This window comes from Pandoraea nosoerga, assembly GCF_902459585.1.
Lineage (GTDB): Bacteria > Pseudomonadota > Gammaproteobacteria > Burkholderiales > Burkholderiaceae > Pandoraea > Pandoraea nosoerga.
Genome location: NZ_CABPSC010000010.1, coordinates 1 through 12,542, shown reverse-complemented (window position 1 = coordinate 12,542; position 12,542 = coordinate 1). Strand labels below are relative to the sequence as shown.

Sequence of the window (12,542 nt, the reverse complement as noted above, 5' to 3'; positions counted from 1 at the left end):
TCCTATCCTCTGGTTACTTCTTCAGCGAAACGCCGGCCTTACGCGGGCCCTTGCGGGTACGCGCGTTGGTACGGGTGCGCTGACCGCGGAGCGGCAGGCCCTTGCGGTGACGCATGCCGCGATAGCAGCCCAGATCCATCAGGCGCTTGATGCTCATGGTCACTTCACGGCGCAGATCCCCTTCCACCGTCAGTTGACCGACTTGATCACGCAGCTTTTCGAGATCGGCGTCGTCGAGGTCCTTGACCTTCTTCGAGAACGGCACACCGGCGGCTTCGCAAATCTGGCGAGCGCGCGTGCGACCGATACCGTAAATGGCCGTCAGGCCAATTGCGGTGTGCTGGTGGTTCGGGATGTTAACCCCTGCGATACGAGCCATTCGTAATTCCCCAACTAAATAGCGTTAAAGGCCGATTAGCCCTGACGTTGCTTGTGGCGCGGATCCGAGCTGCAGATCACGCGCAGCACGCCTTTGCGCTTCACAAACTTGCAATTGCGGCAGATGCACTTAACAGATGCCAAAACTTTCATGACAATTCCCTCTCTCTAATCACTTCGCCCGGAAGACGATCCGCGCACGCGACAGATCGTAGGGCGTCAACTCTACCGTCACCTTATCCCCGGGCAGAATGCGGATGTAGTGCATCCGCATCTTGCCGGAAATATGTCCGAGTACTACATGGCCATTTTCCAGCTTTACCCGGAAGGTGGCATTGGGGAGGTTTTCAAGCACCTCACCCTGCATTTGAATAACGTCGTCTTTCGACATGATCCCGGATCAGCGAAGCGTCATGTTATTGCCGCCCTTGAAATTCGCCTTGCGGAGCAGCGACTCATACTGTTGCGACATTACATAAGACTGCACTTGCGCCATGAAGTCCATCGTCACCACCACGATAATCAGCAGCGAGGTTCCACCGAAGTAGAACGGGACATTCCAGCGCAACACCAGAAACTCGGGCAGCAAACACACCAGGGTGACGTAGGCTGCGCCGGCGAGCGTCAAACGCGTCAGGATCTTGTCGATGTACCGAGCCGTCTGGTCGCCCGGACGGATTCCCGGAACAAACGCGCCGCTCTTCTTTAGGTTCTCCGCGGTCTCCTTGCTGTTGAACACCAGTGCGGTGTAGAAGAAGCAGAAGAACACGATCGCCAGTGCGTAGAGCATCACGTAGATCGGCTGGCCCGGCGACAGCTTCGCGGCGATATCCTTAAGCCAGCGCGCATTGTCACCCGCACCGAACCAGTTCGCGATCGTTGCCGGGAACAGGATGATCGACGACGCAAAGATCGGCGGAATCACGCCTGCCATGTTCAGCTTGAGCGGCAGGTGCGAAGCCTGACCGCCGTACACCTTGTTGCCGACCTGGCGTTTGGCGTAATTCACGAGGATCTTGCGCTGACCCCGTTCCACGAACACGACGAAGAACGTCACGAGCACCACGAGGGCACAGATCACGATCGCCGAGAACGGACCGATCGAACCAGTGCTGACGAGCTCGAACAGGCCGCCCACGGCATTGGGCAAACCGGCCGCGATACCACCGAAGATGATGATCGAGATACCGTTGCCGAGGCCGCGTTCGGTGATCTGCTCACCCAGCCACATCAGGAACATCGTGCCGGTCACGAGCGTGATCACCGTCGTCAGGCGGAACACCATGCCCGGATCGACGACGAGCCCCGGCTCGCTCTCCAACGTCACCGCGATCGCCGCTGCCTGGAAGAGCGCGAGCACCACCGTGAAATACCGGGTGTACTGCGTGATCTTGCGCTGTCCGGCCTGGCCTTCCTTGCGCAACGCTTCCAACTGCGGCGAGACCATCGCCAGCAGCTGCATGATGATCGACGCCGAGATATACGGCATGATCCCCAGCGCGAAGACCGTGAAACGCGACAACGCACCGCCCGAGAACATGTTGAACATGCCCAGGATCCCGCCCGACTGGCGCTGGAACAACTGCGCCAGCTGATCGGGGTCGATGCCCGGCACCGGGATATGCGCACCAATACGGTAGACGATCAACGCCAGCAGCAGGAAAACCAGCCGCCGGCGCAGATCCGCATACTTCGGGCCCTGCGTACCAGGCTTAGCGAGATTAGGAGACTTGGCCAATGATGGCTCCGGGGTGTCCTAACTTACTCGGCGACCGAACCGCCAGCCGCTTGAATGGCGGTGAGCGCACCCTTGGTGACGCCCAGACCCTTCACAACGACCTTGCGGGTGATCTCGCCCGAGGCGATGATCTTGGCCGACAGCGACAGCTCGCTCACCAGACCGGCCTGCTTCAGAACCAGCAGATCGATCTCGTCGACCGGCAGGTTGTTCAGGTCCGACAGGCGAACTTCGCCCATGAAACGACGCGTCAGCGACTTGAAGCCACGCTTGGGCAGACGACGCTGCAGCGGCATTTGACCGCCCTCGAAGCCCACCTTGTGGAAGCCACCCGAACGCGACTTCTGACCCTTGTGACCACGGCCGGCGGTTTTACCCAGACCCGAACCGATGCCACGGCCGACGCGGCGCTTGGCGTGCTTGGCGCCTTCTGCCGGCTTAATCGAATTCAATTCCATGTTGCCCTCGCTCAGTCGACGATCTTCACAAGGTACGAAACCTTGTTGATCATGCCCCGCACAGCGGGCGTATCCTGCAACTCGCTGACCGAATTGAGGCGACGCAGGCCCAGACCCTTGACGGTCGCGCGATGGTCTTCACGCGTGCCGATCAGGCTCTTGACCAGCTTAACTTTCACAGTTTGCTGCGACATATTGATCACCCTTAGCCGAGGATCTCTTCCACCGACTTGCCACGCTTGGCGGCGATGTCAGCGGGAGTCGATTGTTTCTTCAGGCCGTCGAGCGTGGCGCGGACCAGGTTGTACGGGTTCGTCGAGCCGAGGCTCTTCGTCACCACGTTGGTCACGCCCATCACCTCGAACACCGCGCGCATCGGGCCACCGGCGATCACGCCGGTACCGTCCTTCGCCGGCGACATCAGCACGCGCGAGGCGCCATGCTGGCCGAGAACGTTGTGTTGCAGGGTGCCGTTCTTCAGGGGCACCTTGAACATGTTGCGGCGGGCTTGTTCCATTGCCTTTTGAACGGCAACCGGCACTTCCTTCGCCTTGCCCTTGCCCATGCCGATGCGGCCATCGCCGTCACCAACCACGGTCAACGCGGCAAAACCGAGAATACGGCCGCCCTTCACCACCTTCGTGACACGGTTGACCGCGATCATCTTCTCGCGAAGGCCGTCGTCGCGTTCGTCAGCCTGAACTTTCGCTTGCATCTTTGCCATGACGGATCCTTACTTAGAACTTGAGGCCGGCTTCACGGGCAGCGTCGGCCAGAGCCTTGACGCGACCGTGATAGCGGAAGCCCGAGCGGTCGAAAGCCACGCTCTCGATGCCGGCAGCCTTCGCCTTTTCGGCGATACGACGACCGATCAACGCAGCAGCGGCGGTGTTGCCGCCCTTGCCTTCCTTGTCGCCCAGTTCCTTGCGCACTTCGGCTTCCAGCGTGGAAGCGCTGGCCAGCACTTGCGTGCCGTCTTCCGAGAACACTTGCGCGTAAATGTGCACGTTGGTGCGATGCACGGAAAGGCGATGCACCTTCTGAGCTGCCAGCTTGATACGGGTCTGGCGAGCGCGGCGCACACGAGATTGTTTCTTGTCCATGTTTCGCACCCTTACTTCTTCTTGGTTTCCTTGAGGATCACCACCTCGTCCGCATAGCGGACGCCCTTGCCCTTGTAGGGCTCGGGCGGACGGTAACCGCGAACTTCCGCAGCCACTTGTCCGATGCGTTGCTTGTCAACGCCCTTGATGATGATCTCCGTCTGCGTCGGGGTCTCGGCCTTCACGCCTTCCGGCATGGGATGCACGACGTCGTGCGAGAAACCCAGCTCGAGCTTCAGGTTGTTACCTTCAGCCTTGGCACGGTAACCCACGCCAACGAGTTGCAGCTTCTTTTCGAAACCCTTGCTCACACCGGTCACCATGTTGTTGACCAGTGCACGTTCGGTACCGTACAGCGCGTTCGCCTCGCGGCTTTCGTCGGCCGGTGCGAAGGTGATGGTGCCGTCTTCGATCTTGACGTTCACGAGCGCGTTGATGCCGCGGGTCAGCGAACCCAGGGCGCCCTTGACCGTCAGCACATTGCCGGCCAGCGTTGCTTCAACGCCCTTCGGCAGCGCAATAGGACTCTTACCTACTCGAGACATTTCTACTCTCCTCGGTTAGGCCACGTAGCAGATGACTTCGCCGCCCACGCCGGTGGCGCGCGCCTTGCGATCCGTCATCACGCCCTTCGGGGTCGAGACGATTGCAACGCCCAGGCCGTTCATGACCTGCGGGATGTCGTTGCGGCTCTTGTACACACGCAGGCCCGGGCGCGAGACGCGCTCGAGGCGCTCGATCACGGGACGGCCAGCGTAGTACTTCAGTGCGATGTTCAGCACCGGCTTGGTTTCTTCTGCTTCAACCGCGAAGTCTTCGATATAGCCTTCGTCCTTCAGGACCTTGGCGATCGAGACCTTCAGCTTGGACGAGGGCATCTTCACCGATGCCTTCTCAACCATCTGAGCGTTGCGGATGCGAGTCAGCATATCGGCGATAGGATCGCTCATGCTCATGGTGCTTCTCCTATTACCAGCTTGCTTTGGTCACGCCCGGGATTTCGCCGCGGAAGGCGATTTCACGGATCTTGTTACGGGCCAGGCCGAATTTGCGGAAGGTACCGCGCGGACGGCCGGTCAGGTCGCAACGATTGCGTTGACGCGTCGGGTTGGCGTTACGCGGCAGCTGTTGCAGCGCCAGACGTGCTTCATAACGCTCGTCTTCCGACTTGCTGGTGTCTTCGATGATCGCTTTGAGGTCAGCACGCTTGGCAGCGTACTTCGCCGCCAGACGGGCGCGCTTCTTTTCGCGTTCGATAAGTGCCAGTTTAGCCACGATTACCTCAGTTACGGAACGGGAATTTGAACGCCGACAGAAGAGCCTTGGCTTCTTCGTCAGTCTTCGCGGTCGTGGTGATGCTGATGTTCAGACCACGCAGCGCGTCGATTTTGTCGTACTCGATTTCGGGGAAGATGATCTGTTCCTTCACACCGATGTTGTAGTTGCCACGACCATCGAACGCACGGCCCGAGATACCACGGAAGTCACGCACGCGCGGCAGGGCCACGGTGATGAAACGATCCAGGAATTCGAACATACGCTCGCCGCGCAGCGTCACCATCGTACCGATCGGGTAACCTTCGCGGATCTTGAAACCGGCGATTGCCTTGCGAGCCTTCGTCACGACCGGCTTCTGGCCGGCGATCTTCGTCAGGTCGCCAACGGCGTGTTCAATGATCTTCTTGTCAGCGACGGCTTGACCAAGGCCCATGTTCAGGGTGATCTTGGTGATGCGCGGCACTTCCATGATGGACTTGTAGCCGAACTGCTTCGTCAGCTCGGCGACAATCTTGTCCTTATAGAATTCTTGCAAACGGGCCATTATCTATACTCCCTGCGACTTAGGCACCGACGACCGCACCGGTCGTCTTGAGGAAGCGGACCTTCTTGCCGTCTTCGACCTTGATGCCCACACGCGACGGCTTGCCATTGGCATCCACCAGCGCCACGTTCGACACGTGGATCGGCATCGTCTTGTCGACCACGCCACCTTGCGTGCCCTTCATCGGGTTCGGCTTGACGTGCTTCTTGGCAACGTTCACGCCTTCGACGACCACCTTGTCGCCTTGGACGGCCAGGACCGTGCCACGCTTGGCCTTGTCCTTACCCGTCAGCACGATGACCTGGTCACCCTTGCGAATCTTGTTCATGTGTCGGCTCCTTACAGCACTTCCGGGGCCAGCGACACGATCTTCATGAAGCGTTCGGTACGCAGTTCACGCGTAACCGGCCCGAAGATACGGGTGCCGATCGGCTCGAGCTTGGTGTTGAGCAGCACGGCGGCGTTGCCGTCGAATTTGACCAGCGAGCCGTCCTGGCGACGCACGCCCTTGGCGGTGCGCACGACCACTGCGTTGTAGATTTCGCCCTTCTTGACGCGACCACGCGGGGCAGCATCCTTCACGCTGACCTTGATGATGTCGCCAATGCCGGCGTAGCGACGCTTGGAGCCGCCCAGCACCTTGATGCACATCACTTCGCGCGCACCGGTGTTGTCGGCTACTTCGAGCCGGGTTTCAGTTTGAATCATGGTGTTATCTTCCCAACTTAATCCGACACATACGCGTCGGTCAGTCTTGGTCCCCGTCAGCATCAAAGGATGCCGTTTGGGTTGAGTCGTTCAAAAGTGGACAACCTTGCCACCTGGGCCAGACTCGTAGAGGGTACGAATCGGCTTCGGAAGCCATCCACTCCCTTGCGAAACCAAAGACCGGTTTTGGCGAAAGAAGCGGAAAGTCCGGAATTATACAATGATAATTCCGGACTTGCAAGTCAACGTTCGCTTCAGCGCGCCTTAGATGATGCGGGCGGCTTCCACGAGACGGGAGACGGTCCAGGCCTTGGTCTTCGACAGCGGACGGGATTCCTGAATCTCGACCGTATCGCCTTCCTTGTACTGGTTGGTCTCATCGTGCGCGTGGTACTTCTTCGAACGCACGATGTACTTGCCGTAGAGCGGGTGCTTCATTTGACGCTCGACCAGCACGGTAACCGTCTTGTCCATCTTGTCGCTGACAACCTTACCCACGAGGGTACGCTTCAGCGAGGTCTTAGCGGTATCGTTCATTTCTGGCTCGCCTTCTCAGTCAACACGGTACGCACGCGCGCGATGTCCTTGCGCACCTTCTTCAGCTGGCTGGTGTTGCTCAGCTGCTGGGTGCCCGCTTGCATGCGAAGACCGAATTGGGCCTTCAGCAGATCCGACAGTTCCTTGTTCAGACCGTCGACATCCTTGGCACGAAGTTCGGATGCTTTCATTTCATTCTCTCCAATCAGGCGCCAAGGCGACGGACGAGGAACGTCGTCTGGATCGGCAGCTTGGCTGCCGCCAGACGGAACGCCTCGCGCGCCAGCTCTTCGGTCACGCCGTCCATCTCGTACAGCATCTTGCCCGGTTGAATCTCGGCGACGTAGTACTCCGGGTTGCCCTTACCGTTACCCATACGCACTTCAGCCGGCTTTTGCGAGATCGGCTTGTCCGGGAAGATACGGATCCAGATACGGCCGCCGCGCTTGATGTGGCGGGTCATGGCACGACGCGCGGCTTCGATCTGACGAGCCGTCAGGCGACCACGACCGACCGCCTTCAGGCCGAATTCGCCGAACGACACTTCGTTGCCACGGGTGGCGACGCCAGTGTTACGGCCCTTCTGCTCTTTGCGATACTTTCTGCGTTTCGGTTGCAGCATGTTTATTCTCCAGTCTTGGCGTCGCCTTCAGGCTTGCCAGCCGGGCGGCGTGCACCACCGCGCTTGGCGCCGGCCTTGTCGCCAGCGTCGTCACGACGGGGGCGACGGTCGCCCGGACGCGCGTTGCGGCGCGGACGCTTTTCTTCGGCCGGCTCTTCAGCCACCGGAGCGTCGTTGCGGCCCAGCGTGTCACCCTTGTACACCCACACCTTGATACCGATGATGCCGTAGGTCGTCTTCGCTTCCGAGGTAGCGTAGTCGATGTCGGCGCGCAGCGTGTGCAGGGGCACACGGCCTTCGCGGTACCACTCGGTACGGGCGATTTCGATGCCGTTCAGGCGGCCCGAGCTCATGATCTTGATGCCCTGGGCACCCAGACGCATCGCGTTTTGCATCGCGCGCTTCATGGCGCGACGGAACATGATGCGGCGCTCGAGCTGCTGAGCGATCGAGTCGGCGATCAGCTGCGCATCGGTTTCCGGCTTGCGGATTTCCTCGATGTTCACGTGCACGGGCACGCCCATGCGCTTTTGCAGCTCGGCCTTGAGGATTTCGATGTCCTCGCCCTTCTTGCCGATCACGACACCCGGACGCGAGCTGAAAATCGTAATGCGAGCATTACGCGCCGGACGCTCGATGACCACGCGGCCGACCGAAGCGTTCTTCAGCTTCTTCTTCAGATATTCGCGAACGCCGATGTCTTCCTTCAGCATTTGCGCGAAATTCTGGTTGTTGGCGTACCAACGCGAAGCCCAGTTACGGCTGACAGCCAGACGGAAGCCAGTCGGATGAATTTTCTGTCCCATCGTGACCCCTTAGTTGCCCAGCGTCACAGTGATGTGACAGGTTTGCTTCTCGATGCGGTTACCGCGGCCCTTGGCGCGCGCGGTGAAACGCTTGAGCGAGGTCGCCTTGTCGACGTAAATGCCCTTGACGCGCAGTTCGTCGATGTCAGCACCTTCGTTGTGCTCGGCGTTGGCGATTGCCGACTCCAGCACCTTCTTGATGATGACCGCGGCCTTCTTCGGCGAGAAGGTCAGGACATTGAGCGCACGCTCCAGCGGCAGGCCGCGGATCTGGTCAGCGACCAGACGCGTCTTCTGCGCCGAGATGCGGGCACCGCGATGAATTGCTTTCACTTCCATGATCGGCCCCTTATTTCTTCGCCTTCTTGTCGGCCGCATGGCCCTTGAAGGTACGGGTGAGTGCGAACTCACCCAGCTTGTGGCCGACCATGTTTTCCGTCACGTACACCGGCACGTGCTGACGGCCGTTGTGAACGGCGATCGTCAGACCGATGAAATCGGGCAGGACGGTCGAACGACGCGACCAGGTCTTGATCGGCTTCTTGTCACGCGATGCAGCCGCCGCTTCCACCTTTTTCAGCAGATGAGCGTCGCAAAACGGACCTTTTTTAACAGAACGAGTCATTTGCTAGCTCCAATTAACGCTTCTTGCGACGCTGAACGATCATGCTGTCGGTGCGCTTGGTCGAGCGGGTACGCTTACCCTTGGTATGCTGCCCCCACGGGCTGACCGGATGACGACCGGCAGCCGTGCGACCTTCACCACCACCGTGCGGGTGATCCACCGGGTTCATCGCCACACCGCGAACGGTCGGGCGAATACCGCGCCAACGCTTGGCACCGGCCTTGCCCAGTTGGCGCAGGCTGTGCTCTTCGTTGCCGACTTCACCGATGGTGGCGCGGCACTCGATGTGCACGCGACGAACTTCACCCGAACGCAGACGCACTTGTGCATACGTGCCTTCGCGAGCCAGCAGCATGGCCGACGTACCGGCGGCGCGAGCGATTTGCGCGCCCTTGCCCGGTTGCAGCTCGATGCCGTGAATCGTGGTACCGACCGGAATGTTGCGGATCGGCAGCGTGTTACCGGCCTTGATCGGGGCTTCCGAGCCGCTGACCAGTTGCTGGCCGACGGTCAGACCCTTCGGGGCCAGGATGTAACGGCGCTCGCCATCGGCGTAGCACAGCAGTGCGATGTTCGCGCTGCGGTTCGGATCGTATTCCAGACGCTCGACCTTCGCCGGGATGCCGTCCTTGTTGCGACGGAAATCGACGATACGGTAGTGCTGCTTGTGACCGCCACCCATGTGACGGGTGGTGATGTGACCGTTGTTGTTACGGCCGGCGGTCTTGCTCTTGGTATCGAGCAGCGGGGCGAACGGCTTGCCCTTGTGCAGATCCTTGTTGACGACCTTGACCAGCGAACGGCGGCCCGGCGACGTCGGTTTCGTTTTGACGAGTGCCATGATTACTTGGCCTCCGCTTCAAAATTGATTTCCTGACCCGGCTTCAGGCTCACGTAGGCCTTCTTCTCGTGGTCGCGACGACCCATGAAGCGGCCGAAGCGCTTTTGCTTGCCCTTGCGGTTCAGGATTTGCACCGACTCGACTTCCACCTTGAAGAGAAGCTCGACAGCCGCTTTCACTTCCAGCTTGTTCGCGTCGCGTGCAACTTGGAACACCACTTGTTCGTTCTTGTCGGCCACCAGCGTCGCCTTCTCGGAGATCACCGGCGCGAGCAGGACCTGGTACAGACGATGGTCGTTTTTACGCACGTCGCTCATGACAGCATCTCCTCAATCTTGGCGATCGCGCCCTTCGTCAGCAGCACCTTCTTGAAGTAGATGAGCGACAGCGGGTCGGCGAAACGCGGCTCGGTGACGGCGACGTGAGCCAGATTGCGCGAGGCCAGGAACAGGTTCTCGTCCACGCTATCCGTGATCAGCAGCACCGACTCAAGGCCCATCGCCTTGATCTTTTCAGCGAGCAGTTTGGTCTTCGGGGCATCCAGCTTGATGTCCTCGACGACCGACAGACGACCTTCGCGGGCGAGCTGCGACAGAATCGAGCACACACCGGCGCGGTACATCTTCTTGTTGACCTTGTGGGTGAAGTTCTCTTCCGGCGAATTCGGGAAGATACGGCCACCGCCGCGCCACAGCGGGCTCGACGACATACCGGCACGGGCGCGGCCCGTACCCTTCTGACGCCACGGCTTCTTCGTCGTGTGCTTGACCTGTTCACGGTCCTTCTGCGCACGGTTGCCGCTGCGGGCGTTGGCCTGATAGGCCACCACAACCTGATGGATCAGCGCTTCGTTGTAGTCACGGCCGAACACGACGTCCGACGCGTTGACAGCAGCGCCTTCCTGACCTTGCTCATTCAGGAGCTTCAGTTCCATTGTTACGCTCCCTTCGCGAGTTTGGCCTTGACTGCCGAGGTCACGAAAACCTTGCCTTCGTTGGCGCCCGGAACGGCACCCTTCACGAAGATGAGGCTACGCTCAGCGTCAATGCGCGCGATTTCGAGATTCTGCACCGTCGTGGTGACATCACCCAGGTGACCCGTCATGCGCTTGCCCGGGAACACACGGCCCGGATCCTGCGCCATACCGATCGAACCCGGCACGTTGTGCGAACGCGAGTTACCGTGCGAAGCGCGGCCCGAACCGAAGTTGTAGCGCTTGATGGTACCGGCGTAGCCCTTACCGATCGACACGCCCTGCACGTCGACCTTCTGGCCCACCTGGAAGAGATCGACGCCAACGACCGCGCCCGGCTGCAGTTCAGCAGCTTTGGCAGCGTCAACGCGGAATTCCTTGAGAATTTCACCGGCTTCGACACCTGCTTTCGCGAAGTGACCGGCGGCGGCTTTGACCACGCGCGTGGCGCGGCGAGTGCCGAAAGTGACTTGAACGGCGGTGTAGCCGTCCGTTTCATCCGTCTTGATTTGCGTCACACGGTTGTTAGACACGTCGAGCACGGTGACGGGAATCGAATCGCCGTCGTCCGTGAAAATACGCGTCATGCCAACCTTGCGACCGACAAGGCCAAGGCTCATGATTTTCTCCATTCCCGACTGCGATTGGCCGGGGCTAAATGACAAAAGGATGGTCCACGGACGTGGGCCATCTTTTCAAAACTACACTTGAGCCCGCCATTATAGACGAGCTTTTATCGCTTGACAAGTGTTGCTAAATCGCATAACAAAAGCCCCGCCGGGTTCAGCATTGGCGGGGCTTTCAAGAGCAAAGTCGCTCGTCAGCCTTACTGCAGCTTGATTTCGACGTCCACGCCAGCCGGCAGGTCCAGCTTCATCAGTGCGTCAACAGTCTTGTCCGTCGGATCGACGATGTCCATCAGGCGCTGGTGCGTGCGGATTTCGAGCTGGTCGCGCGAGGTCTTGTTGACGTGCGGCGAACGCAGGATGTCGAAACGCTCGATGCGCGTCGGCAGGGGCACCGGGCCCTTGACGATGGCGCCGGTGCGCTTGGCGGTCTCAACGATTTCGGCGGCCGACTGGTCGATCAGGCGATAGTCGAAGGCCTTCAGGCGAATGCGGATCTTCTGGTTCTGCATGGAAATTCTCCAAAGAGCGTGGCAGCCCTCGTTCGGGTGCCGGGTAAATCACAAAGAGCAAACAGACTTTTCGAAACGGGCGGCGGCAGCGCCGACGCCCGCTTCATCGAATCCGCAATGATTAGGCGATGATCTTGGCCACGACGCCGGCGCCGACGGTACGACCGCCTTCGCGAATTGCGAAGCGCAGGCCTTCCGACATGGCGATCGGGGCGATCAGCTTGACCGTGATCGACACGTTGTCGCCCGGCATGACCATTTCCTTGCCTTCCGGCAGCGTGATCGAGCCGGTCACGTCCGTCGTGCGGAAGTAGAACTGCGGACGGTAGTTGTTGAAGAACGGCGTGTGACGACCGCCTTCGTCCTTCGACAGCACGTACACTTCGCCCGTGAATTCCGTGTGCGGCGTGATCGAGCCCGGCTTGGCCAGAACCTGACCACGCTGAACTTCTTCGCGCTTCGTGCCGCGCAGCAGGATACCCACGTTGTCGCCCGCCTGGCCCTGGTCGAGCAGCTTGCGGAACATTTCAACGCCCGTGCAGGTCGTCTTCACCGTCGGCGTGATACCGACGATTTCGATTTCCTCGCCAACCTTGATCACGCCCGACTCCACGCGACCCGTCACCACCGTACCGCGGCCCGAGATCGAGAACACGTCTTCGACCGGCATCAGGAACGGCTTGTCAACGGCGCGCTCCGGCGTCGGGATGTACGTGTCCAGCGCTTCGGCCAGCGCCATGATCGCGGCTTCGCCCAGCTCGCCCTTGTCGCCCTCGAGCGCCAGCTTGGCCGA

At 60.2% G+C, this 12,542-nt stretch carries 26 protein-coding genes; all 26 read right to left on the bottom strand.

The features are described from left to right. Positions 1-13 precede the first annotated feature (13 nt). The gene (gene rpsM / locus PNO31109_RS13585; protein ID WP_150556026.1) at positions 14-379 is read right to left on the bottom strand and encodes a 30S ribosomal protein S13; all 366 of its coding nucleotides are present in this window, start codon (positions 377-379) and stop codon (positions 14-16) included. 35 nt (positions 380-414) lie between these two features. After that, complete coding sequence (gene rpmJ, locus PNO31109_RS13580) at positions 415-531, bottom strand: 50S ribosomal protein L36 (protein ID WP_010804115.1); 117 nt, start codon at positions 529-531, stop codon at positions 415-417. Positions 532-550: 19 nt separating this feature from the next. Continuing rightward, entirely contained in the window at positions 551-769 is a 219-nt protein-coding gene (gene infA, locus PNO31109_RS13575) for a translation initiation factor IF-1 (protein WP_010804116.1), read from the bottom strand. 9 nt (positions 770-778) lie between these two features. Beyond that, on the bottom strand, positions 779-2,116 hold the full coding sequence (gene secY, locus PNO31109_RS13570; RefSeq protein ID WP_150556025.1) for a preprotein translocase subunit SecY: 1,338 nt from the start codon (positions 2,114-2,116) through the stop codon (positions 779-781). Positions 2,117-2,139: 23 nt separating this feature from the next. Beyond that, entirely contained in the window at positions 2,140-2,574 is a 435-nt protein-coding gene (gene rplO / locus PNO31109_RS13565) for a 50S ribosomal protein L15 (protein WP_150556024.1), read from the bottom strand. A gap of 11 nt (positions 2,575-2,585) precedes the next feature. Then, positions 2,586-2,768: a 50S ribosomal protein L30 gene (gene rpmD, locus PNO31109_RS13560; protein WP_023593832.1), complete on the bottom strand. Its 183-nt coding sequence runs from the start codon at positions 2,766-2,768 to the stop codon at positions 2,586-2,588. Positions 2,769-2,779: 11 nt separating this feature from the next. Next, positions 2,780-3,298 carry a 30S ribosomal protein S5 gene (rpsE, locus tag PNO31109_RS13555; protein ID WP_010804120.1) on the bottom strand — a complete coding sequence of 173 codons (519 nt, stop codon included), beginning with the start codon at positions 3,296-3,298 and terminating at the stop codon, positions 2,780-2,782. Positions 3,299-3,311: 13 nt separating this feature from the next. After that, on the bottom strand, positions 3,312-3,677 hold the full coding sequence (rplR, locus tag PNO31109_RS13550; protein ID WP_150556023.1) for a 50S ribosomal protein L18: 366 nt from the start codon (positions 3,675-3,677) through the stop codon (positions 3,312-3,314). Between the two features lie 11 nt (positions 3,678-3,688). Further along, entirely contained in the window at positions 3,689-4,222 is a 534-nt protein-coding gene (gene rplF, locus PNO31109_RS13545; protein WP_150556022.1) for a 50S ribosomal protein L6, read from the bottom strand. A 15-nt stretch (positions 4,223-4,237) separates the two neighbouring features. Then, complete coding sequence (gene rpsH, locus PNO31109_RS13540) at positions 4,238-4,633, bottom strand: 30S ribosomal protein S8 (protein ID WP_010804123.1); 396 nt, start codon at positions 4,631-4,633, stop codon at positions 4,238-4,240. A 13-nt stretch (positions 4,634-4,646) separates the two neighbouring features. Next, positions 4,647-4,952, bottom strand: coding sequence for a 30S ribosomal protein S14 (gene rpsN / locus PNO31109_RS13535; RefSeq protein WP_039406348.1), 306 nt, complete (start codon positions 4,950-4,952; stop codon positions 4,647-4,649). 7 nt (positions 4,953-4,959) lie between these two features. Then, the gene (gene rplE / locus PNO31109_RS13530; protein WP_039406351.1) at positions 4,960-5,499 is read right to left on the bottom strand and encodes a 50S ribosomal protein L5; all 540 of its coding nucleotides are present in this window, start codon (positions 5,497-5,499) and stop codon (positions 4,960-4,962) included. Between the two features lie 19 nt (positions 5,500-5,518). Continuing rightward, complete coding sequence (gene rplX / locus PNO31109_RS13525; RefSeq protein ID WP_150556021.1) at positions 5,519-5,827, bottom strand: 50S ribosomal protein L24; 309 nt, start codon at positions 5,825-5,827, stop codon at positions 5,519-5,521. A gap of 11 nt (positions 5,828-5,838) precedes the next feature. Continuing rightward, positions 5,839-6,207, bottom strand: a complete 369-nt coding sequence (gene rplN, locus PNO31109_RS13520) for a 50S ribosomal protein L14 (protein WP_010804127.1) — start codon at positions 6,205-6,207, stop codon at positions 5,839-5,841. 264 nt (positions 6,208-6,471) lie between these two features. After that, a complete protein-coding gene (rpsQ, locus tag PNO31109_RS13515) occupies positions 6,472-6,744 on the bottom strand; it encodes a 30S ribosomal protein S17 (protein WP_010804128.1) in 273 nt (90 codons plus the stop codon). Then, positions 6,741-6,935, bottom strand: a complete 195-nt coding sequence (rpmC, locus tag PNO31109_RS13510; RefSeq protein WP_010804129.1) for a 50S ribosomal protein L29 — start codon at positions 6,933-6,935, stop codon at positions 6,741-6,743. The genes rpsQ and rpmC overlap by 4 nt, the downstream gene beginning before the upstream one ends. Before the next feature lie 14 nt (positions 6,936-6,949). Further along, positions 6,950-7,366 (bottom strand): 50S ribosomal protein L16, encoded by a 417-nt coding sequence (gene rplP, locus PNO31109_RS13505; protein ID WP_039406357.1) that lies wholly within the window; start codon positions 7,364-7,366, stop codon positions 6,950-6,952. 2 nt (positions 7,367-7,368) lie between these two features. Further along, entirely contained in the window at positions 7,369-8,172 is an 804-nt protein-coding gene (gene rpsC / locus PNO31109_RS13500; RefSeq protein ID WP_039406359.1) for a 30S ribosomal protein S3, read from the bottom strand. Between the two features lie 9 nt (positions 8,173-8,181). Then, positions 8,182-8,511, bottom strand: coding sequence for a 50S ribosomal protein L22 (rplV, locus tag PNO31109_RS13495; protein WP_023593826.1), 330 nt, complete (start codon positions 8,509-8,511; stop codon positions 8,182-8,184). A gap of 10 nt (positions 8,512-8,521) precedes the next feature. Next, entirely contained in the window at positions 8,522-8,797 is a 276-nt protein-coding gene (rpsS, locus tag PNO31109_RS13490; RefSeq protein ID WP_010804133.1) for a 30S ribosomal protein S19, read from the bottom strand. Positions 8,798-8,810: 13 nt separating this feature from the next. Beyond that, a complete protein-coding gene (gene rplB / locus PNO31109_RS13485; protein ID WP_150556020.1) occupies positions 8,811-9,638 on the bottom strand; it encodes a 50S ribosomal protein L2 in 828 nt (275 codons plus the stop codon). Positions 9,639-9,640: 2 nt separating this feature from the next. Continuing rightward, the gene (gene rplW / locus PNO31109_RS13480) at positions 9,641-9,955 is read right to left on the bottom strand and encodes a 50S ribosomal protein L23 (RefSeq protein WP_039406361.1); all 315 of its coding nucleotides are present in this window, start codon (positions 9,953-9,955) and stop codon (positions 9,641-9,643) included. Further along, positions 9,952-10,572 (bottom strand): 50S ribosomal protein L4, encoded by a 621-nt coding sequence (gene rplD / locus PNO31109_RS13475; protein ID WP_010804136.1) that lies wholly within the window; start codon positions 10,570-10,572, stop codon positions 9,952-9,954. Before rplD ends, rplW begins: the two co-directional genes overlap by 4 nt. A 2-nt stretch (positions 10,573-10,574) precedes the next feature. After that, a complete protein-coding gene (gene rplC, locus PNO31109_RS13470; RefSeq protein ID WP_150556173.1) occupies positions 10,575-11,231 on the bottom strand; it encodes a 50S ribosomal protein L3 in 657 nt (218 codons plus the stop codon). Between the two features lie 206 nt (positions 11,232-11,437). After that, positions 11,438-11,749 carry a 30S ribosomal protein S10 gene (gene rpsJ, locus PNO31109_RS13465; RefSeq protein ID WP_010804138.1) on the bottom strand — a complete coding sequence of 104 codons (312 nt, stop codon included), beginning with the start codon at positions 11,747-11,749 and terminating at the stop codon, positions 11,438-11,440. 121 nt (positions 11,750-11,870) lie between these two features. Beyond that, a partial coding sequence (locus PNO31109_RS13460) for an EF-Tu C-terminal domain-related protein (protein ID WP_244958171.1) occupies positions 11,871-12,542 on the bottom strand: 672 nt, incomplete at its 5' end.

Bases quoted from the DNA above. Each gene is read 5' to 3' on its own strand.
- rplO (WP_150556024.1), bottom strand. From the start codon at position 2,574: ATGGAATTGAATTCGATTAAGCCGGCAGAAGGCGCCAAGCACGCCAAG.
- rplW (WP_039406361.1), bottom strand. From the start codon at position 9,955: ATGAGCGACGTGCGTAAAAACGACCATCGTCTGTACCAGGTCCTGCTC.
- rplP (WP_039406357.1), bottom strand. From the start codon at position 7,366: ATGCTGCAACCGAAACGCAGAAAGTATCGCAAAGAGCAGAAGGGCCGT.
- rpsH (WP_010804123.1), bottom strand. From the start codon at position 4,633: ATGAGCATGAGCGATCCTATCGCCGATATGCTGACTCGCATCCGCAAC.
- rpsQ (WP_010804128.1), bottom strand. From the start codon at position 6,744: ATGAACGATACCGCTAAGACCTCGCTGAAGCGTACCCTCGTGGGTAAG.
- rpsE (WP_010804120.1), bottom strand. From the start codon at position 3,298: ATGGCAAAGATGCAAGCGAAAGTTCAGGCTGACGAACGCGACGACGGC.
- rplF (WP_150556022.1), bottom strand. From the start codon at position 4,222: ATGTCTCGAGTAGGTAAGAGTCCTATTGCGCTGCCGAAGGGCGTTGAA.
- rpmD (WP_023593832.1), bottom strand. From the start codon at position 2,768: ATGTCGCAGCAAACTGTGAAAGTTAAGCTGGTCAAGAGCCTGATCGGC.
- rpmJ (WP_010804115.1), bottom strand. From the start codon at position 531: ATGAAAGTTTTGGCATCTGTTAAGTGCATCTGCCGCAATTGCAAGTTT.
- rplE (WP_039406351.1), bottom strand. From the start codon at position 5,499: ATGGCCCGTTTGCAAGAATTCTATAAGGACAAGATTGTCGCCGAGCTG.
- rpsS (WP_010804133.1), bottom strand. From the start codon at position 8,797: ATGACTCGTTCTGTTAAAAAAGGTCCGTTTTGCGACGCTCATCTGCTG.
- rplX (WP_150556021.1), bottom strand. From the start codon at position 5,827: ATGAACAAGATTCGCAAGGGTGACCAGGTCATCGTGCTGACGGGTAAG.
- rplN (WP_010804127.1), bottom strand. From the start codon at position 6,207: ATGATTCAAACTGAAACCCGGCTCGAAGTAGCCGACAACACCGGTGCG.
- rplD (WP_010804136.1), bottom strand. From the start codon at position 10,572: ATGGAACTGAAGCTCCTGAATGAGCAAGGTCAGGAAGGCGCTGCTGTC.
- infA (WP_010804116.1), bottom strand. From the start codon at position 769: ATGTCGAAAGACGACGTTATTCAAATGCAGGGTGAGGTGCTTGAAAAC.
- rpsJ (WP_010804138.1), bottom strand. From the start codon at position 11,749: ATGCAGAACCAGAAGATCCGCATTCGCCTGAAGGCCTTCGACTATCGC.
- rpmC (WP_010804129.1), bottom strand. From the start codon at position 6,935: ATGAAAGCATCCGAACTTCGTGCCAAGGATGTCGACGGTCTGAACAAG.
- rplV (WP_023593826.1), bottom strand. From the start codon at position 8,511: ATGGAAGTGAAAGCAATTCATCGCGGTGCCCGCATCTCGGCGCAGAAG.
- rplB (WP_150556020.1), bottom strand. From the start codon at position 9,638: ATGGCACTCGTCAAAACGAAACCGACGTCGCCGGGCCGCCGTTCGCTG.
- rplR (WP_150556023.1), bottom strand. From the start codon at position 3,677: ATGGACAAGAAACAATCTCGTGTGCGCCGCGCTCGCCAGACCCGTATC.
- rplC (WP_150556173.1), bottom strand. From the start codon at position 11,231: ATGAGCCTTGGCCTTGTCGGTCGCAAGGTTGGCATGACGCGTATTTTC.
- rpsC (WP_039406359.1), bottom strand. From the start codon at position 8,172: ATGGGACAGAAAATTCATCCGACTGGCTTCCGTCTGGCTGTCAGCCGT.
- rpsM (WP_150556026.1), bottom strand. From the start codon at position 379: ATGGCTCGTATCGCAGGGGTTAACATCCCGAACCACCAGCACACCGCA.